20 protein-coding genes are annotated in these 18746 nt (G+C 70.3%); 7 read left to right on the forward strand and 13 right to left on the reverse strand.

Annotated elements, in window-relative coordinates:
• Positions 1 to 948 carry an ROK family glucokinase gene (locus FHX33_RS07705; RefSeq protein ID WP_183428315.1) on the reverse strand — a complete coding sequence of 316 codons (948 nt, stop codon included), beginning with the start codon at positions 946 to 948 and terminating at the stop codon, positions 1 to 3.
• Positions 949 to 1098: 150 nt separating this feature from the next.
• Here FHX33_RS07705 and FHX33_RS07710 point away from each other — a divergent pair, with 150 nt between their 5' ends.
• On the forward strand, positions 1099 to 2928 hold the full coding sequence (locus FHX33_RS07710) for an AMP-dependent synthetase/ligase (protein WP_021763321.1): 1830 nt from the start codon (positions 1099 to 1101) through the stop codon (positions 2926 to 2928).
• A gap of 30 nt (positions 2929 to 2958) precedes the next feature.
• Here the strand turns inward: FHX33_RS07710 and FHX33_RS07715 are convergent, their stop codons facing one another.
• The 5 genes from FHX33_RS07715 to FHX33_RS07735 all read right to left on the reverse strand — a co-directional run bounded on the left by FHX33_RS07715 (position 2959) and on the right by FHX33_RS07735 (position 10206).
• Positions 2959 to 3744, reverse strand: coding sequence for a hypothetical protein (locus FHX33_RS07715; RefSeq protein ID WP_021763322.1), 786 nt, complete (start codon positions 3742 to 3744; stop codon positions 2959 to 2961).
• Positions 3745 to 4027: 283 nt separating this feature from the next.
• Positions 4028 to 4873 (reverse strand): NAD-dependent epimerase/dehydratase family protein, encoded by an 846-nt coding sequence (locus FHX33_RS07720; protein WP_021763323.1) that lies wholly within the window; start codon positions 4871 to 4873, stop codon positions 4028 to 4030.
• 24 nt (positions 4874 to 4897) lie between these two features.
• Positions 4898 to 5389: a peptide deformylase gene (def, locus tag FHX33_RS07725; RefSeq protein WP_021763324.1), complete on the reverse strand. Its 492-nt coding sequence runs from the start codon at positions 5387 to 5389 to the stop codon at positions 4898 to 4900.
• 39 nt (positions 5390 to 5428) lie between these two features.
• A complete protein-coding gene (locus tag FHX33_RS07730; RefSeq protein WP_183428316.1) occupies positions 5429 to 6748 on the reverse strand; it encodes a nucleotide-binding protein in 1320 nt (439 codons plus the stop codon).
• 53 nt (positions 6749 to 6801) lie between these two features.
• Positions 6802 to 10206, reverse strand: a complete 3405-nt coding sequence (locus tag FHX33_RS07735; RefSeq protein ID WP_183428317.1) for a pyruvate carboxylase — start codon at positions 10204 to 10206, stop codon at positions 6802 to 6804.
• 79 nt (positions 10207 to 10285) lie between these two features.
• Between FHX33_RS07735 and FHX33_RS07740 the strand changes: the two genes are divergently transcribed.
• Positions 10286 to 11095: a ParA family protein gene (locus FHX33_RS07740; RefSeq protein WP_039924314.1), complete on the forward strand. Its 810-nt coding sequence runs from the start codon at positions 10286 to 10288 to the stop codon at positions 11093 to 11095.
• 86 nt (positions 11096 to 11181) lie between these two features.
• Here FHX33_RS07740 and FHX33_RS07745 read toward each other — a convergent pair whose 3' ends face one another.
• The 4 genes from FHX33_RS07745 to FHX33_RS07760 all read right to left on the reverse strand — a co-directional run bounded on the left by FHX33_RS07745 (position 11182) and on the right by FHX33_RS07760 (position 13688).
• The gene (locus FHX33_RS07745) at positions 11182 to 11733 is read right to left on the reverse strand and encodes a MerR family transcriptional regulator (RefSeq protein WP_021765603.1); all 552 of its coding nucleotides are present in this window, start codon (positions 11731 to 11733) and stop codon (positions 11182 to 11184) included.
• Positions 11734 to 11864: 131 nt separating this feature from the next.
• Entirely contained in the window at positions 11865 to 12557 is a 693-nt protein-coding gene (gene ftsR / locus FHX33_RS07750) for a transcriptional regulator FtsR (RefSeq protein WP_021765602.1), read from the reverse strand.
• Entirely contained in the window at positions 12557 to 13006 is a 450-nt protein-coding gene (locus tag FHX33_RS07755) for an FHA domain-containing protein (RefSeq protein ID WP_169730366.1), read from the reverse strand. The genes ftsR and FHX33_RS07755 overlap by 1 nt, the downstream gene beginning before the upstream one ends.
• Positions 13007 to 13052: 46 nt before the next feature.
• On the reverse strand, positions 13053 to 13688 hold the full coding sequence (locus FHX33_RS07760; protein WP_039924305.1) for a CDP-alcohol phosphatidyltransferase family protein: 636 nt from the start codon (positions 13686 to 13688) through the stop codon (positions 13053 to 13055).
• A 44-nt stretch (positions 13689 to 13732) separates the two neighbouring features.
• Between FHX33_RS07760 and FHX33_RS07765 the strand changes: the two genes are divergently transcribed.
• Positions 13733 to 14560, forward strand: coding sequence for a DUF1295 domain-containing protein (locus FHX33_RS07765; RefSeq protein WP_021765599.1), 828 nt, complete (start codon positions 13733 to 13735; stop codon positions 14558 to 14560).
• 3 nt (positions 14561 to 14563) lie between these two features.
• Here the strand turns inward: FHX33_RS07765 and FHX33_RS07770 are convergent, their stop codons facing one another.
• Positions 14564 to 15061: a hypothetical protein gene (locus tag FHX33_RS07770; protein WP_021765598.1), complete on the reverse strand. Its 498-nt coding sequence runs from the start codon at positions 15059 to 15061 to the stop codon at positions 14564 to 14566.
• Between the two features lie 77 nt (positions 15062 to 15138).
• Here FHX33_RS07770 and FHX33_RS07775 point away from each other — a divergent pair, with 77 nt between their 5' ends.
• The 3 genes from FHX33_RS07775 to FHX33_RS07785 are packed head-to-tail and all read left to right on the forward strand — an operon-like array spanning position 15139 to position 16816.
• Positions 15139 to 15615, forward strand: coding sequence for a hypothetical protein (locus tag FHX33_RS07775; protein WP_021765597.1), 477 nt, complete (start codon positions 15139 to 15141; stop codon positions 15613 to 15615).
• A 2-nt stretch (positions 15616 to 15617) separates the two neighbouring features.
• Positions 15618 to 15989 (forward strand): RNA-binding S4 domain-containing protein, encoded by a 372-nt coding sequence (locus FHX33_RS07780; protein ID WP_021765596.1) that lies wholly within the window; start codon positions 15618 to 15620, stop codon positions 15987 to 15989.
• Positions 15989 to 16816, forward strand: coding sequence for a DUF72 domain-containing protein (locus FHX33_RS07785; RefSeq protein ID WP_021765595.1), 828 nt, complete (start codon positions 15989 to 15991; stop codon positions 16814 to 16816). The genes FHX33_RS07780 and FHX33_RS07785 overlap by 1 nt, the downstream gene beginning before the upstream one ends.
• Before the next feature lie 13 nt (positions 16817 to 16829).
• On the opposite strand, the gene FHX33_RS07790 is transcribed toward FHX33_RS07785, so the two are convergent.
• Together FHX33_RS07790 and FHX33_RS07795 are read right to left on the reverse strand one after the other, a co-directional pair.
• Positions 16830 to 17219: a VOC family protein gene (locus tag FHX33_RS07790; protein WP_021765594.1), complete on the reverse strand. Its 390-nt coding sequence runs from the start codon at positions 17217 to 17219 to the stop codon at positions 16830 to 16832.
• A 32-nt stretch (positions 17220 to 17251) separates the two neighbouring features.
• Complete coding sequence (locus FHX33_RS07795) at positions 17252 to 18202, reverse strand: J domain-containing protein (protein WP_021765593.1); 951 nt, start codon at positions 18200 to 18202, stop codon at positions 17252 to 17254.
• A 154-nt stretch (positions 18203 to 18356) separates the two neighbouring features.
• Between FHX33_RS07795 and FHX33_RS07800 the strand changes: the two genes are divergently transcribed.
• A complete protein-coding gene (locus FHX33_RS07800; protein ID WP_021765592.1) occupies positions 18357 to 18737 on the forward strand; it encodes a VOC family protein in 381 nt (126 codons plus the stop codon).
• The last annotated feature ends 9 nt before the right edge of the window (positions 18738 to 18746 follow it).

Genomic DNA, 18746 nt, shown 5'->3' on the forward strand with positions numbered 1-18746 from the left:
TCAGAGGGAGGCGTGCAGGCGCGCCAGGTCGGCTGCACCGACGACACCCGCGTCGTTCACCAGCTCGGCGATCTTGAACTCCGGCTCGGGGTGGTAGCCGCGGGCGGGGAGGTTCTCGAGATAGGCCAGGCGGATCGGCTCGAGCAGCAGCTCGCCGGCCTGGGCGACACCGCCGCCGAAGACGAAGAGCTGCGGGTCGAGCACGGCGCCGAGGCTGGCGCAGGCCTGGCCCAGCCAGTCGCCGAGCTGCCGCAGGGCGGCGAGCGCGCCGGGGTCGCCGGCCATGATCAGGGCCGAGATGTCCGTGCCAGTGAGGGAGCCGGTGCGCGAGCGCACGTCGGCGAGTGCCTGGCCGATCCCGCCGGCATCCGCCAGCTCGTTCGCCATGCGCTGCAGCGCGCGTCCGGAGCCGTACTGCTCGATGCAGCCGTGGGCGCCGCAGCCGCAGGGCAGGCCGCCGGGCACGACCCGCATGTGGCCGATCTCGGCGCCGGCGCCGAAGCCGCCGCGGAACAGACGGTCGTTGCTGACGATGGCGCCGCCGACCCCCGTGCCGATGGTCAGGATCACCATGTCGCTCACGAGGCGGCCCGCGCCGAAGCGGAACTCCGCCCATCCCGCCGCATTCGCGTCGTTCTCGATGAGGACGGGCAGGTCGATGCGCTTCTCGAGCTTCTCCCGGAAGGGCTCGTGCCGCCAGTTGATGTTCGGCGCGTAGTAGACGGTCGACTGCGCGGCATCGATGAATCCGGCCGCGGCGACACCCGCTCCCGCGATCTCCTCCGGCCCGTCGGACAGACGCTCGATCATCGCCACCACGGCGTTCTCGATCTCCTCCGGACGCGTGGCGTCGGTCGGGACGCGGTCCTCGCGGACGATGACGCCGAGCTCGTCGACGACCGCCCCCGCGATCTTCGTTCCTCCGATGTCGATGCCGATCGCGTGCACAGGCAGAAACCTTCCGGGAGGAGGCGGGTGGGGAGGTGGTGGAGAGGGGGCGCCGAAGGCGACTCCCGCCGCACCATCTAGAGTGTAGTTAACCAGTCCGGCCGAAGCCATTCGGCCCGACCCGCGCCCACCGGTATCGAAGGAGCTGCCGTGATCAGTTTCGAAACACCCGCCGTCGTCCCCGCCGACCCCGAGGCAAACTCGACCGATCTGCTCGTCCAGCGCGTCGCCGCGACGCCCGACGCACCGCTCTTCAGCCTCCCGGACGGGGACGGCTGGCGCGACATCACCGCAGCCGAGTTCCACCGCCAGGTCATCGCCCTCGCCAAGGGTCTCGTCGCCGCCGGCATCCAGCCCGGCGACAAGATCGGCCTGATGTGCAAGACCCGCTACGAGTGGAGCCTCATCGACTTCGCGACCTGGTTCGCCGGCGCCGTGCTCGTCCCGATCTACGAGACGTCCTCCCCCACGCAGATCCAGTGGAACATGGCCGACTCCGGAGCCATCGCGGTCATCCTCGAGAACGCGGAGATGTACTCGCGGTTCGACGAGGTCCACGCCGACCTCCCGCTGATCGACAACGTGTGGCAGCTCCACCTGGGCGATCTGGACAAGCTCGCCGCAGGCGGCACCGGCGTGGCCGACGAGGAGATCGAGCGCCGCCGCAACCTCGCCCGCGGCGAGGACATCGCGACCCTGATCTACACGTCGGGGTCGACCGGCCGGCCGAAGGGCTGCGTGCTCACGCACTCCAACTTCGTCGATCTCTCGCGCAACTCCGCCGAGGCCCTCACCGAGCTCGTCAACCAGCCGGGCGGCGCCTCAACCCTCCTCTTCATCACGACCGCCCACGTGTTCGCCCGGTTCATCGCCGTGCTGTGCGTCACCGGCGGCGTGAAGGTGGGGCACCAGGCCGACACCAAGCAGCTCCTCCCGGCCCTCGCGAGCTTCAAGCCGACCTTCCTCCTCGCTGTTCCCCGCGTGTTCGAGAAGGTCTACAACTCGGCCGAGCAGAAGGCGGAGGCCGGCGGACGCGGCAAGATCTTCCGCTCCGCCGCCGCCGTCGCGGTAGAGCACTCGAAGGCGCTCGAGACCGGCTCGGTCCCGTTCGGGCTGAAGCTCAAGTTCGCCCTGTACGACCGGCTCGTGTTCAGCAAGCTCCGTGCCGCGATGGGCGGGCGGGTGCGCTACGCGGTCTCCGGATCCGCTCCGCTCGGCTCGCACCTCGGCCACTTCTTCCACAGCCTGGGCATCAAGATCCTCGAGGGCTACGGGCTCACCGAGACCACGGCCCCCGCGACGGTCAACCTCCCGGACAAGTTCAAGATCGGCACCGTCGGTCCGGCCCTCCCGGGCATCGGCGTCCGCCTCGCCGACGACGGCGAGATCCAGGTGCGCGGCATCAACGTCTTCAAGGAGTACTGGAAGAACCCGGAGGCGACCGCCGCCGCGTTCGACGACGGCTGGTTCAAGACCGGCGACCTGGGCTCCTTCGACGCCGACGGCTTCCTCTCCATCACGGGGCGCAAGAAGGAGATCATCGTCACCGCGGGCGGTAAGAACGTCTCTCCCGCCGCGCTGGAGGACCCGATCCGGTCCAACCCGCTCGTCGGCCAGGTGGTCGTCGTCGGCGACCAGAAGCCGTTCATCTCGGCCCTCGTCACCCTCGACACCGAGATGCTGTCGACCTGGCTCGCCAACAACGGCGAGGACAAGGACATGACCCTCGCCGAGGCCTCGGTCAACCCGGCCGTCAACGCCGAGATCCAGCGCGCGATCGACGCGGCCAACGCCGGCGTCTCCCGGGCGGAGAGCGTGCGCAAGTTCGTGATCCTCGCCACCGATCTGACCGAGGCGAGCGGGCACCTGACGCCGAAGCTGAGCATCAAGCGCAACGTCATCCTGGCCGACTTCGCCGACGTCATCGACGGCATCTACAGCGACAACCCCAAGACCCAGGGCATCTCGCTGGCCTACTGACCCCGCCGCGCATTCGTGCCGAATGTTGACTTAGGCCCCTTGAAAGTCGACATTCGGCACGAATCGTTGGAGGCGCTCCACGAAGGCAGCGCGCTCGTGGAAGAGGTCCCGCGCGGTGACGCGGACGACCCGCCACCCTTCGGCCTCGAGCAGCTCGCGTCGTTCGATGTCGAGGTACCACTGTCGCTGATCCACTCGATGTCCGTCCCCTTCGTACTCGAACGCCAAGCGGAGCTGCGGGACGCTCAGATCGGGATGCAGGACGAGTCGGCCGCCGTCGACGCCGATCGGCGCATTGACGTGCACTCCCTCCAGTCCCAGGCCCTCGAGCAGCAACCGCAAGAGCGACTCCGGCCGAGAGTCCGCACCGAAGCGGATGCGCTGAAGCGCCCAGGTTCGCGATCGTGCGCCCTTGGTGCGGTGCAAGTCTGCCGCTAGCGCGGCGAGATCGTCGTCCGTGACCAGAGGACTCCGATTTCGACCGCCCACCAAGAAATCGCCGGCAGCCACGAGATCTTCGCGTTCGAGGACTCCCGACATCTGGCACCAGACGTGCGCCGGCTGCGAGATCGGGAGATCCCCCACGAGAAAGCCCTCCACGCTTCCGAGGCTGTGGCCGACGACGCCCCGACCCCGCGGCGGCGTGCGCGGGAAGGCGACCGCGACATGGAGTTGCTCTTCGACGATCCCGGGAGGGAGGGGAACCCCTAGCAGCGCTGCGGCCGTCTGATGACTGAAGAACGCGTCGCCGGGCATCACGCGCAGGTAGGCGAGACAACGCGCGATGACGTCGCTCGGCGGCCGCAACAGGTGCACGCCGTGGAAGGGATGCTGGAGGTCGCGTGCACGCAGCCGCGACGCACTGACACCCGCCCGGCGAGCATGCGACGAGGTGAACGAGGTTCCACTGAGTGCGGCGGGAAGGGGTGGAGGAGTTCGCATGCCTCATGGTGACAACGCGATCCCGCCGCCGGACGCCCCCCGTCGGTTCTGTGGAGAACCGCCGCAGGCACCTCCTCCTGGGGAGGATACATTCGGCACGAATCGCGAGATAGCGGCGCGCTAAGTCGACATTCGGCACGAATGTCGCGGGCGGGGATCAGCGGGGGTCGCGCCAGGAGTGCTGCGGGGCATAGCCGAGAACGCGGCGGGCCTTCGCGATGGAGAGGAGGGAGTCGTGCTCGCCGAGGTCGCCCTTGAGCGGCACGCCGGGGAACACCTCCGCGACGAGCTCGGCGTTCGGCCGGCTCATCACGCTGTCTCCGGCGGCGATGATGAACCGGTCGAAGCCGGTCGTCTCCCAGTCGAGCGCCCGCTTGACGGCCTGAGCGCCGTCACGCGCGTCGATGTAGCTCCACAGGTTCCACTTGCGCTTCAGCGCGTCGTCGTCGAAGCCCGGGAACGCGTCGTAGTCGGCCGGTTCCATGACGTTCGAGAACCGCAGCGCGACGATCTTGAGCGCCGGGTCCCAGCGCACGAGCTCGATCGCCATCTGCTCCTCGAGATGCTTCACGAGCGAGTAGGTCGACTCGGGACGGGCCGGGTAGTCCTCGTCGACGGGGATGTACGGCGGGGGCACGTCGAACGGCAGGCCGAGCACGGTCTCGCTCGATGCGTAGACGATGTTCCGGATGCCCGCCCGCCGCGCCGCCTGGAAGACGTTGTACGTCGCGCGGATGTTGTTGTGGAAGGTCGCCGCGTCGGTCAGGATGCCGGGCGCAGGGATGGCCGCGAGGTGCACGATTGCGTCGAAGCCGTCGTGCTGATCGTCGACGCCGAGGATCGCGTCGAGCGTCTGTCCGTAGTCGGTCAGGTCGACCTTCACGAAGCCCGGACCGCGCTCCCCCGCCGCATCGAGGTTGACGACGTCGTCGCCGCCCACCCTCAGTTCGCGGACGACCGTGCGTCCGAGCTTGCCTGATCCTCCGGTGACCGCGATGCGCATACGGTCAGTCTAGGCGGCCGCGCGTCAGAACCAGTCGCTCTCGCGGACCTGCTTCATCGCCTCGCGCCGCGTCTCCTTGTCGAGCCGGTCGAGGTACAGCTTGCCGTCGAGGTGGTCGGTCTCATGCTGGAGCGCCTGCGCCATGACGCCGGTGCCCGACACCTCGATCTCGTTGCCGTCGACGTCGATCCCGCGCACCCGGGCGAACGGGTAGCGCAGGGTCTTGAACCACAGGCCCGGGACCGAGAGGCAGCCCTCGTCGACCAGCTCGGGCTCGCCCGACACCTCGACGAGCTCGGGGTTGATCACGTAGCCGACCTCGCCGTCCACGTTGTAGCTGAAGGCGCGCAGGTTGACACCGATCTGCGGCGCGGCCACGCCGGCGCGCCCGGGCGGGAGGACGCTGTCGACCAGGTCCTCGACGAGCCCGTGCACGCCCTCGTCGAGCTCGCCGACGGGCAGGGACGGGGTCTTCAGGACGGGGTCGCCGAAAATGCGGATCTGACGCTCGGTCACGGGTACTACTCCTCGGTGGTGCGGACGGGGCGGTCGGGCTCAGTCGCGCTCGGCGGGCAGGCCCTCGACGACGAGCGCCGCGAGCGTGCGGGCGGAGAGCTTGGTCAGCGGCTTGAGCCCCTTCCACTGCACCACCGAGCCGGCGGCGAGCTGCGGGTCGTACGGGATGCGCACGATCTCGCGGACGCGCGAGCGGAAGTGCGCCTCGATCTCCTCGAGCTTGACCAGGTTCGTCCCCTGCGTCGCGGTGTTGAGCGCGACGATGGCGTTGCGGACGAGCTCGCCGTAGCCGTTCGCGTCGAGCCAGGTCAGGGTCTCGGAGGCGAGGCGCGCCTCGTCGACGCTGCCGCCGGAGACGATCACGAGCGAGTCGGCCCGCTGCAGCGTGGCGCGCATCACCGAGTGGACGATGCCGGTGCCGCAGTCCGTCAGCACGATCGAGTAGAAGCGTGCGGAGAGGTCGGCGACGACGTTGTAGTCGTTCTCGTCGAACGCCTCCGAGAGCATCGGATCCGTGTCGGAGGCCAGGATGTCGAGACGCGTCTCGTCGCGGGAGACGAGGGCCGAGAAGTCGGTGAAGCCGTTGATGCTGGCGGCCTTGTGGACCACGTCGCGCACGGTCGCCCTGGTCTGTTTCGGCACACGCTCCGAGAGCGTTCCGCGGTCCGGGTTCGCGTCGATGGCGACGATGCGGTCCTCGCGGGCGTCGGCCAGCGCCATCCCGAGCAGCGTGGTGACCGTGGTCTTGCCGACGCCGCCCTTGCGGGTGAGCACCGGCACGAACCGGGTGCCGCCCTCGAACTGCTTCTGGATGCGGTGGTCGAGCTCCTTGCGGGCCCGCACCTTGGCGGAGTCGCCGAGGTTCACAGTCCGGAAGGTCGCGTTGTAGACGAAGCGCTGCCACGGCCCTTCCGGGCCCGGCCGCGTCTTGCGGTTGACCTCGAGCAGCCGGTCGGCCGTCAGCATCGCCGCCGGCTCGGGCTGCGTCGAGTGCTCGCCGCGCATCCGGTCGCGTCGCGACTGGCCGTACTGCTCGTGCCGCGACGCGTCGCCGCCCGGGAGCGGGACGACCGGCTCGGCGGCAGCGGCCTCGGCCGCCTCGGCCTCCGCCGTGGCGGCGGCGAGCCGCGAGGCGACGATGGCGACCGACATGGTGGTCGGCTCCGTCGGCGAGGCGACGAATCCCGGGTCGACCGGGACGTCGTCGATCGCCACGGCGGCCTCGTCGTCCGGCACCTCGCGCGGAGGGGTCGGCGGAAGGTCCACCGCGATGCTCAGCGTCTCCGGCGTCGTGAGCGTGAGCTCGTCGTCCAGGGGCGCGAGGTCGCGGCGTTCCGGCTCCTCCGGCTTCTGTGCCACGTTCTTCGGTCTCCTTCTGCCTCCGGCGGAGGCGACTGCGTCATTGTACGGCGCTAGGCGGGGGTGATCACGACCAGGAGGTCCCCGGCGTCGACCTGCTGGGTCTTCGGCACGGCGAGGCGCTCGATCGTTCCGGCGATGGGAGCGGTGATCGCCGCCTCCATCTTCATGGCCTCGATCGACGCGACCGCCTGGCCCGCCTCGACGCGGTCGCCGACCGCGACCTGCAGGGTGACGACGCCCGAGAACGGCGCGGCGACCTGGCCCGGCTTGGCGGTGTCGGCCTTCTCGGCCGCCTTCGCCTCGACCTCGATGCCGCGGTCGCGCACGAAGACGGGGCGCAGCTGGCCGTTGAGCGTGGTCATCACGGTGCGCATGCCCTTCTCGTCCGCCTCGCCGATGGCCTCGAGCCCGATGTACAGGCGCACGCCCTTGCTGAACTCGATGACGTGCTCCGAGCCCTGCTTGAGGCCGTAGAGGTAGTCGAGGGAGTCGACGACCGACAGGTCGCCGAACAGCTCGCGCATCTGCTCGTAGATCCGGGTCGGGGCCGGGAACAGCAGGCGGTTGAGCGCGGCACGGCGCTCGGTGCTCGAACCGTCGAGCGCGGCGGCGTCCTCCGCGGGCACGTCCTCCACGCCGACCTTGACGGTCTTGCCGGCGAGGACCTTGGTGCGGAAGGGCTCCGGCCAGCCGCCGGGCAGCTCGCCCAGCTCGCCCGCCATGAACCCGACGACCGAGTCCGGGATGTCGTAGTTCTGCGGGTTCTCGGCGAAGTCGGCCGGGTCGGCGTGGACGGCCGCGAGGTGCAGCGCCAGGTCGCCGACGACCTTCGACGACGGGGTGACCTTGGGGATGCGGCCGAGGATCTGGTTGGCCGCGGCGTACATGTCCTCGACGAGCTCGAAGTCGTCGGCGAGGCCGAGCGCCTTGGCCTGCTGGCGCAGGTTCGAGAGCTGGCCTCCCGGGATCTCGTGCTTGTAGACGCGTCCCGTCGGGCCGGGCAGGCCGGACTCGAACGGCGCGTACACGTGGCGCACGGCCTCCCAGTACGGCTCGAGGTCCTCGACGGCGGTCAGCGAGATGCCGGTGTCGCGCTCGGTGTGCGCGAGCGCGGCGACGAGGGCGGAGGCGCTCGGCTGGCTGGTCGTGCCGGCCATCGGGGCGCTGGCGACGTCGACCGCGTCGGCGCCCGCGCGGGCGGCGGCGAGGAGGGTCGCGAGCTGGCCGCCCGGGGTGTCGTGCGTGTGCACGTGCACCGGGAGGTCGAAGCGCTCGCGGAACGCGGCGACGAGCTTCTCGGCGGCGGACGGCCGGAGCAGGCCGGCCATGTCCTTGATGGCCAGGATGTGCGCGCCCGACTCGACGATCTGCTCGGCGAGCTTCAGGTAGTAGTCGAGGGTGTAGAGGTCCTCGGCGGGGTCGAGCAGGTCGCCGGTGTAGCAGACGGCGACCTCGGCGATCGCGGTGCCGGTGGCGAGCACCGACTCGATCGCAGGGCGCATCTGCGACACGTCGTTGAGCGCGTCGAAGATGCGGAAGATGTCGACGCCGGTCGCGGCGGCCTCGCGCACGAAGGCGTCGGTCACCTTGGTCGGGTACGGCGTGTAGCCGACGGTGTTGCGGCCGCGCAGCAGCATCTGGATGTTGATGTTCGGCAGCGCCTCGCGCAGGGTGGCGAGCCGCTCCCACGGGTCCTCGGCGAGGAAGCGGAGGGCGACGTCGTAAGTCGCACCTCCCCACGCCTCGACGGAGAGCAGCTCCGGGGTCATGCGTGCGACGTACGGCGCCACGGCGACGAGGTCCTTGGTGCGGACGCGGGTCGCGAGCAGCGACTGGTGCGCGTCGCGGAAGGTCGTCTCGGTGACGGCCAGCGCGGTCTGCGCGCGCAGCGCCTCCGCGAAGCCCTTCGGGCCGAGCTCCAGCAGGCGCTGACGCGAGCCGGCCGGGGCGGGCGCGCTCAGGTCGATGCGCGGGAGCTTGTCGGTGGGCTCCGCGGTCTCGGGGCGGGCGCCGTTCGGCTGGTTGACGGTGACATCGGCGAGCCAGTTGAGGACCTTGGTGCCGCGGTCCTTGGAGACGCGGCCCTTGAAGAGCTCGGGGCGCTCCTCGATGAAGGAGGTCGAGACGTTGCCGGCGATGAAGTCCGGGTCCTCGAGGACGGCCTGGAGGAACGGGATGTTCGTGGCGACGCCGCGGACGCGGAACTCGGCCAGCGCGCGACGGGCGCGCGACACGGCGGACGGGAAGTCGCGGCCGCGGCAGATGAGCTTGGCGAGCATCGAGTCGAAGTGCGGGCTGATCTGCGAGCCGGGGCTGATGGTTCCGCCGTCGAGACGGATGCCGCCGCCGCCCGGGGAGCGGTAGGTGGTGATCTTGCCGGTGTCGGGGCGGAAGCCCGCGGTGGGGTCCTCCGTGGTGATGCGGCACTGCAGGGCGGAGCCGCGGACGTGCACCGTCTCCTGGCTGAGGCCGAGGTCGGCGAGGGTCTCCCCCGCTGCGATGCGCATCTGCGCCTGCACGAGGTCGACGTCGGTGATCTCCTCCGTCACCGTGTGCTCGACCTGGATGCGCGGGTTCATCTCGATGAAGACGTGCTCGCCGGCGCGCTCGCCCGCGGTGTCCAGGAGGAACTCGACGGTTCCCGCGTTCTCGTAGCCGATGGAGCGGGCGAAGGCGATCGCGTCGCGGTAGAGCGCCTGGCGGATGTCCTCGGACAGGTTCGGGGCCGGAGCGATCTCGACGACCTTCTGGTGCCGGCGCTGCACCGAGCAGTCGCGCTCGAACAGGTGCATGGTGTCCCCGGCGCCGTCGGCCAGGATCTGCACCTCGATGTGGCGCGGGCGCAGCACGGCCTGCTCCAGGAACATGGTGGGGTCGCCGAAGGCGCTGTCCGCCTCGCGCATGGCCTCCTCGAGCGCCCCGCGCAGCTCGGCCTTGGTGTTGACGCGGCGCATCCCGCGCCCGCCGCCTCCCGCGACCGCCTTGGCGAAGATCGGGAACCCGATCGCGTCGGCCCCGGCGAGCAGCTCGTCGATGTCGCGCGACGGCGGGGTGGACTTCAGCACGGGAACGCCGGCGGCGATCGCGTGCTCCTTCGCGGTGACCTTGTTGCCGGCCATCTCGAGGACCTCGGCACGCGGGCCGATGAAGGTGATGCCCGCGGCGCGTGCCGCCTCGGCGAGCTCCGGGTTCTCGGAGAGGAAGCCGTAGCCGGGGTAGATGGCGTCGGCGCCGGACTCCTGGGCGACGCGGATGATCTCGCTCACGTCCAGGTAGGCGCGCACGGGGTGGCCCGGCTCGCCGATCTGGTACGCCTCGTCGGCCTTCAGGCGGTGCATCGAGTTGCGGTCTTCGTACGGGAAGACGGCGACGGTCTCTGCGCCCAGCTCATAGGCGGCGCGGAACGCCCGGATGGCGATTTCTCCGCGATTGGCGACGAGGATCTTTCTGAACATGGGAACCTTTCGAGCAGGGGGCGACACCACACAGCAAACGGTTAGGTTCTCTAAGACTAGTGAAGGTAACGTGGCTCTCGTGCACGTACTCAGCGTTAGTTCCCTCAAGGGCGGTGTCGGAAAGACCACGGTGACGCTCGGGCTGGCCTCGGCGGCGTTCGCGAAAGGTCTGCGGACGCTGGTCGTCGACCTCGACCCGCAGTCCGACGTCTCGACCGGCATGGACATCCAGGTCGCCGGTCACCTGAACGTGGCCGACGTGCTCGCCTCCCCGAAGGAGAAGATCGTGCGCGCCGCGATCGCCCCCTCCGGCTGGACCAGGGGCCGTGCCGGCAAGATCGACGTCATGATCGGCAGCCCGTCCGCGATCAACTTCGACGGGCCGCACCCGAGCATCCGCGACATCTGGAAGCTCGAGGAGGCGCTGGCCAACGTCGAGCACGACTACGAGCTCGTCCTCATCGATTGCGCCCCGTCGCTCAACGCCCTCACGCGCACCGCGTGGGCGGCCAGCGACCGTGTGGCCGTCGTCACCGAGCCCGGCCTGTTCTCCGTCGCCGCGGCCGACCGTGCGCTGCGTGCGATCGAGGAGATCCGCCGCGGTCTCTCGCCGCGCCTCCAGCCGCTCGGCATCATCGTCAACCGCGCCCGGGTGCAGTCCCTCGAGCACCAGTTCCGCATCAAGGAGCTGCGCGACATGTTCGGGCCGCTCGTGCTCGCCCCCCAGCTGCCGGAGCGCACTTCGCTGCAGCAGGCGCAGGGTGCGGCCAAGCCGCTGCACGTCTGGCCGGGCGAGAGCGCTCAGGAGATGGCGCACAACTTCGACCTGCTCCTGGAGCGGGTCCTGCGCACCGCGCGCATCGGCGAGTACGCGACCGCGGGCTCCTGACCAGCGGCTCCTGACCGGCCCCTTCTGAACCGCACGAAAAAGGACGGCCCGCGTCAGCGGACCGTCCGGTCAGACGATGTCGGTCGTCAGGACGCCTTGGACTTGCTGGCGCGACGCTGGGCGAGTTCGTCGAGGGAGTCGCCCTGCGTGTCGAGCTCGACCAGGCTGGACTCCACCTCGCGGAGGACCTTGCCGACGGCGATGCCGAAGACGCCTTGGCCGCGGCTCACGAGGTCGATGACCTCGTCGTTGGACGTGCAGAGGTAGACGCTCGCGCCATCGCTCATCAGGGTGGTCTGCGCGAGGTCGCTCACGCCGGACTCCCGGAGCTGGTTGACGGCCGTGCGGATCTGCTGCAGGGAGATCCCGGTGTCGAGGAGGCGCTTGACGAGCTTCAGAACGAGGATGTCGCGGAAGCCGTAGAGGCGCTGCGAGCCGGAGCCCGCCGCTCCGCGCACGGTCGGCTCGACGAGGCCGGTGCGGGCCCAGTAGTCGAGCTGCCGGTAGGAGATGCCGGCCGCGCGAGCGGCGACCGCTCCGCGATAGCCGTTGGCGTCGTCCATGTCGGGGAGGCCGTCGGTGAACAGGAGGCCCAGGTCGTACCGGGCGGCGCCGTCGTCACGACTCGCTTCGCTCATGATGTTCGCCTCTCGCCCGTTCTCGGATCGTGCGCCGACGGTGGGGGCGCTTCATCAACGGTACCCATGCCGGAGGCCCCGGGCAACGACATCCGCCCATTCACTGTCGGCGTGTCGAGCGGATCCGTCAGTTACGGGCGGATCCGGTCGAGGGAGGAGCGGATGATGCTGCCGCGGACGACGTCGAGCTGGCCGGCGATCTCGCGGGCCAGCTCGGCCGTGCGCGCCTTGCTGGAGACGTCGTTGCGGCGGGCGATCGGGACCAGCGCGGTCTCGATGAGCCCGATCTCGCGCTCGGCCGCGGCGCGGAATCCGCGCAGGTGGCGCGGCTCGATCCCGGTGCGGCCCAGCTCGACGAGGGCGCCGAGGACGACGAGGGCGTCTTCTCCGTAGACGTCCGCGGGAGCGATGAGGGAGGCGCTCACCGCCTGCTGCAAGAGGTCCGGGGTCGCCCCGGTCCGGCGGAGCAGCTCGTCACGGTCGAACCGGCGATCGTCGCCGAGCATCGAGGGCGCGGCGGCTCCACCCGGCAGCGCCGGTTCGAGACCGGCGTCGAGGTCGGCGAGGTACGCCTTGATGACCTTGAGCGGCAGGTAGTGGTCGCGCTGCATCTCGAGGACGGTGCGCAGCCGCTCCACGTCAGCCGGGGAGAACTTGCGGTAGCCGGACGCCGTGCGGGCGGGCGCCACCAGACCGCGCTCCTCGAGGAAGCGCAGCTTCGACGACGAGAGGTCGGGGAACTCCGGGGTCAGCCGCTCGAGGACCTGGCCGATACTCAGCAGGGCGCGCGAGGCGGCCGGCGCCCTCGCCGCTTGCCGGGCCACTAGCCGTTCGCCGAAGCGGCGAGGTCTTGGCGCGAAGCGTAGAAGGTGAGGCGGAACTTGCCGATCTGGACCTCGGCCGAATCGGAGAGCAGCGCGCTCTCGATGCGGACGCCGTCGTAGTACGTGCCGTTGAGCGAACCCAGGTCGCGCACCTCGAACGCCGTGCCACGGCGGGTGAACTCCGCGTGGCGGCGCGAGACGGTGACGTCGTCGAGGAAGATCTCGGCGTTGGGGTGACGCCCGGCCGTGGTCACGTCGGCGTCGAGGAGGAACCGCGCGCCGGCGTTCGGGCCGCGGCGGACCACCAGCAGAGCGGAGCCCGAGGGCAGCGCGCCGATCGCCTCCACTTCCTCCGGTGAGATCTCCCCGTCGAGCGGGTACATCTTCGACACGAAGTCCTCGCCGAAGCGAGCCGTGGTGTCCTCATTCCCCGACGCGGCATCACGCAGGGGGTTGTTCCCGGCGTCGTCCGCCGGTCCGGTCAGGTAGTTCTCGTCAGGCACCGTCAACCTCCTCGTGATCCAGCGTATCCGATCGAGCGCCCCCGTCATCGGCCGGAAGGCGTATTACGCGGGCGGTTTCGCGGATATAGACGATCCCGGCCCACCAGTAGAGGAAGGCGCCCCACAGGGCGAAGGCCCAGCCGAGGGGCAGGGAGAACGGCGCGAGGGCCGAGAAGGCCTCCCCCAGCATGAGCAGCGGGAGGGCCCAGAACAGGCAGAAGGTGGCGACTTTGCCGAGGTGGTGCACGGGCAGCGGGCCGAAGCCGTGGTTCGCGAGGATGACGCCGAGCACCGCGAGCATGACGTCGCGGGCGACGATCACGGCGACCAGCCACCAGGGGATGACCTCGCGCCAGGCGAGGCCGATCAGGGCGGCGAAGATGTAGAGCCGGTCGGCGGCCGGATCGAGGAGCTGCCCGAGGCGGGAGACCTGGTTCAGCCGGCGGGCGAGGTAGCCGTCGAGGAAATCGGTGACGCTGGAGACGACCAGCACGAGCAGCGCGAGCGCGTCGAGGCCGGCGATCACGAACGCCAGGAAGACCGGCACCAGGGCGAGCCGGACGAAGCTCAGGATGTTCGGGATCGTCCAGACGCGGGAACTCACCTCGCGTGCGCCGACTCCATCCACCCCTCCACTCTACTGACGGATGGGCCACGGCCTAGGATGACGACGTGGAGCCCTTCATCGTCTGTCTCTGGATCCTGGCCGCCGTCTGTCTCGTGACGTGGGTCCTCTCCCTCATCACCAACGAGCACTCCTGGGTCGACCGCATCTGGTCGCTGGTGCCGCTGGCGTACGTCTGGGTGTTCGCCGGGGCCGCCGGTCTGCAGGACCCGCGCCTGAACCTCATGGCCGGGCTGGTCACGCTGTGGGGTGCGCGTCTGACCTTCAACTTCGCGCGCAAGGGCGGGTACAAGCCGGGCGGCGAGGACTACCGCTGGGAGGTGCTGCGCGGGCGGATGGGCTCGGCGGCGTTCCAGCTGTTCAACCTCTTCTTCATCGTGATCTACCAGAACGTGCTGCTGCTCCTGATCTCGCTGCCCGCCTGGACGGCCTACGACCACCGCACGCCGCTGGGCCCCCTGGACATCGTGCTCGCCGTCGTCTTCCTCGCCTTCCTCGTGGGCGAGACGGTCGCCGACCAGCAGCAGTGGGACTTCCACGGCTGGAAGAAGGCGGAGATCGCCGCCGGCCGGACGCCGTCGCCGCGGTTCCTGCAGACCGGTCTCTTCCGCATCTCGCGCCACCCCAACTTCTTCTTCGAGCAGGCGCAGTGGTGGGTGCTCTTCTTCATCGGCTGCGCCGCGGCCGGGTCGGTGCTCCAGTGGACCGTCATCGGCCCGGTGCTGCTCACGGGGCTCTTCATCGGCTCCACCGTCTTCACGGAGAGCATCTCCCGCTCGCGCTACCCGGAGTACGCCGAGTACCAGCGCCGTACGTCGCCGATCGTCCCGTGGTTCCCGCGGAGCCGTGACGAGCAGCCGGTCACCGCTCCGTAGCGGTCAGGACGTCGCGGTGACGGGGCGCGCCGGCTTCGGGAAGACCGACCGCATGTGGTCGGAGTCCAGGTAGTCGGCCACGCCGATCAGCAGGAGGCTGAACAGGATCTGCTCGCTCACCATCCAGAGCGGGTAGAGGCCGGGGATAGCCGCGAGCACCAGCGTCACCACGGGGAAGATCTTCGAGAACAGCCGGAGGCGCGAGTACGCCCAGTAGTAGCCCTTCTGCGCGCGCCAGGCGAAGTAGAAGAGCGTGGCGGTCATGGCGAGCACGATGAGGGCGCGCATCCACACGGCGAACGGCAGCGTCTCGCCGCCCACGGTCAGGATCACGGCGACGACGACGGCGGCCAGGCCGATCAGCAGCTCGGCGACGAGCAGCCAGAAGATGACGACGAACGCGCGGCGCGTGCGCGGGTGGTCGCGCCCCTCCGCGGGCACCACGTACTCCGCGTGGCGGCCGCCCGCGAGGCGGTCGACCCGCTTCAGCAGTTGTTCCATGCATTCACGGTACCGCGCGCCGCGGATCACGGCGGGTGATCCGGGCGCACCCGGCGTCGAGCGCGTACCGTGGAGGTATGTCGTGCATCCGGTTCAACACCCCTGCCCAGCGCCAGGCGATGCGTGAGCACAGCCCGGCGATGCTCACGGCCGAGGAGGCGGCGGCGCTGCATCCCTCGCCCGAGGTGACGGAGAGCAAGATCCGTCGGCTGCGGCTGCTCGCCACCGACACGAACCCGAAGATCCGGGAGGCTGTCGCGAGCAGCTACAACACCCCTGTCGACCTCTTCGAGACCCTCGCGAAGGACCCCGATGAGGGCGTGCGCGGCTGCGTGGCGAAGAACGAGGCGACGCCCTGTGACATCCTCCGCGCGCTCGCGGACGACCGCTCCGAGACGGTGCGCGGCTGGGTCGCCGTGAACTACTTCGTGCCGGCGGACGTGATGGAGAAGCTCGCGACCGATCGCAGCCGCACCGTCCGCAGCCTGGTGAAGTGGAAGGCGGAGCTGGCCGAGGAGGCCGCGGCCGAGTCCGCCGCACCCGTCGCGGTCTGATCGTGCCCGAGCCGTCGAGCGTCCGCGTCGACTCGTGGGCGTGGGCCGTGCGCCTCTTCAAGACGCGCTCGGCTGCCTCGGACGCCTGCAAGGCCGGTCATCTGAAGGTCAACGGCGAGCGGGCGAAGCCCTCGCAGTCCGTGAAGGTCGGCGACGAGGTCCGCGCGTTCGTCGCCGGGTCGGAGAAGATCTACATCGCGCGACGGCTCATCGTCAAGCGCGTGGGCGCAGCGGTCGCCGCTGACTGCTTCGAGGACCGGACCCCGCCTCCCCCGCCCGCGACCGAGGCTCCGACCGACGTGACCCGCGAGCGCGGAGCCGGGCGCCCGACGAAACGCGACCGCCGTCTGATCGAGCAGCTGCGGGGGCACTGATGGCGGCCTCGGCGCGCGGGACGGCCCGGGTCGGCATCGCCGGCTGGACCTACGCTCCCTGGCGCGGCGTCTTCTACCCGAAGGGTCTCCCCCACCGCGCCGAGCTCGCGTACGCCGCCGAGAGGCTCGACTCGATCGAGCTCAACGGCAGCTTCTACTCGCTGCAGCGCCCGTCGAGCTGGCGCAAGTGGGCGGCGGAGACGCCGGACGACTTCGTGTTCGCGGTCAAGGGCGGCCGCTACATCACCCACATCCTCCGGCTGAAGAACACCCGGGAGGCGCTCGCCAACTTCTTCGCCTCCGGGATGCTGACGCTCGGACCCAAGCTCGGCCCGCTGCTCTGGCAGCTGCCGCCGAACCTCCCGCTCGATCCGGACGCGCTGCACGCCTTCCTCGATTCGTTGCCGAAGACGACGACGGAGGCCGCCGCGCTGGCTGGCGAGAGCACCCTGGACGAGGACAGACGCGATGCGGCGACGCCGGCCGATCGGCCGCTGCGGCACGCGGTGGAGGCGAGGCACCCGTCGTTCGCCGATCCGGCGTTCGCGCGGATCGCCCGCGAGCACGGTGTCGCCGTCGTGGTGGCCGACACGGCCGGCCGCTACCCGCTCCTGCGCGAGGTGACGACCGACTTCGTCTACGTGCGGCTGCACGGCGACGAGGAGCTCTACACGAGCGGCTACACCGATGCGGCCCTGGACCGCTGGGCGGCCGATGCCCGGGGCTGGCTCGACGACGGCCTCGACGTGTACGCGTACTTCGACAACGACGTGAAGGTGCGCGCGCCCTACGACGCGATGGGACTCCGCGAGCGGTTGCGGGACTAGCCGTGCAGCTCCACTAGTCCTGCAGCACCGAGAGCACGTTGCCCGCGGGGTCGCGGAACCAGGCGATGTCGGGGCCGCGGTTCTGACTGCGCCCGCGCAGGACGCCCTTCTCGTCGGTCGGCAGCCGCTCGTCGTCGTAGATCGTCGTGGACACCCCGCGGGCGTTGAGGTCGTCGACGGCCGCATCGATGTCGTCCACCACGAGGTTGAGGATGGTGAACGTCGCGGGCTCGTGGTCCGGCTTCGGGTAGACGAAGACGTGGGAGCCGGCGGGCAGCGCGATGTCGAGGTTGCCCATCGGGCCGTCCGTCACATCGAGGCCGAGGATGTCGCGGTAGAACGTGCGGGCCGCGTCGATGTCACTGACGCTGAAGCCGCTGAAGATGTCGAGAGGGGTCACCATGTCTCCACTCTGCTCCTCGGCGGGGCAGGCGTCTAGACGAAGCGGATGGACTCCTGCAGGCGGGTGCGCAGTTCGAACGCGCGGTCGACGCTCTCGCGCGCGGCCGCGTTGGCCCCGTCGCGGAGGATCGTGGGCAGCAGAGAGCGTCGCACGACGAGCGAGCCGGAGAGGCGCCCGCGCTGCACGACGTCGAACGGGACCGCGAGGGCGTTGTCGGGCACCACGACGATGAGGGTGGTGAAGCGCACGCCCGCCTGGCGCCCGAAGCTCTTCGCCGCGCGGTGGAGGTCGTGGAACGGCTCCTCGCCGTCCGCGATCCCCGGACCCACCAGCTCCCCCTTGGCGAGCTTGACCTCGGTGCCCCAGTCGGCGGACCGGAGGGCGAAGAGACCGGCCGGCCCCAGGACGATGTGATCGATCTTGGCGTCGGACGACGGGTGCACGGCCACGTCGTTCCAGATCGTGAAGCCGATCCCGAGCCCGGAGACGGCCCGCGCGGTGGCCTCCTCGGCCAGGGCCTCGGCGAGCAGACCGCGGATCTCGCGCGGCGCGGAGCGGACGAGCGCGGGGTCGTAGGGGTCGTCGAGCTCGGCGCCGCGGCCCACCCATTCGCGCAGGAGGGACAGGTATCGCTCGCGGGCGCGACCACCCGGGTGTCCGTAACTACGGGCGCGCACGGTAGCACCGCGCGCCGAGCGCGCGGAGTGGAAGGTCGCACTGAACCCGCCGCCGTCGCCGTCGTAGCCACCGGCGACCGCGTCGACGGTGACGGTCTCGCCGCGATCGTAACGCGCGCGGTCCTCGGGGTCGCCGACCAGCTCCCACGCCTCCTGCACCGCCTGGAACGCGGCGGCGGAGCCACCGGTGTCGGGATGCGTCTGCCGGGCGAGGCGGCGGTACGCGCGCCGCAACTCCTCCTGCGTCGCGGTGGAGCGGACGCCGAGCACCTCGTAGGGGGTGGCTGCGGCGGGGCTGTCGCTCATTCGGTCGGAGATCCTTCGGTCGTCTGGGGAGGCTCGGTCTCCGACGATAGCGCGCCGGACCGGGCGTTTGCTCGATATCCGATTGCGGACGGAATCTGACCGCAAGCGTGCCTAGCCTGGTGGTACACCGGAAACACGGACCGAAAGGCAGATCATGGCCATCAGCGACTGGCGCATCGAGCTCGTCATCCTCCCCGTCGGCGACGTCGACCGGGCGAAGGCGTTCTACGTCGACACCCTCGGCTGGAACGCCGACCACGACCAGCGCGTCTCCCCCACCCTGCGGTTCGTGCAGGTGACGCCTCCCGGCTCCGCGTGCTCCATCGCGTTCGGCGAGGGGCTCTCCGAGATGGCGCCCGGCACCATGCAGGGGCTGCAGATCGTGATCCCCGACGCCGACGAGGCCCTCGCGCACCTCCAGGAGAACGGCGTGGAGGCGCAGGGCGTCGCCGATCTCGCGTGGGGCCGGTTCGTGACGTTCACGGACCCGGACGGCAACGCGTGGTCGCTCCAGCAGCTCCCGGCGCGCTCCTGACGACCACCG

The sequence above is a fragment of the Leifsonia aquatica genome (assembly GCF_014190775.1).
GTDB classification, from domain to species: domain Bacteria; phylum Actinomycetota; class Actinomycetes; order Actinomycetales; family Microbacteriaceae; genus Leifsonia; species Leifsonia aquatica.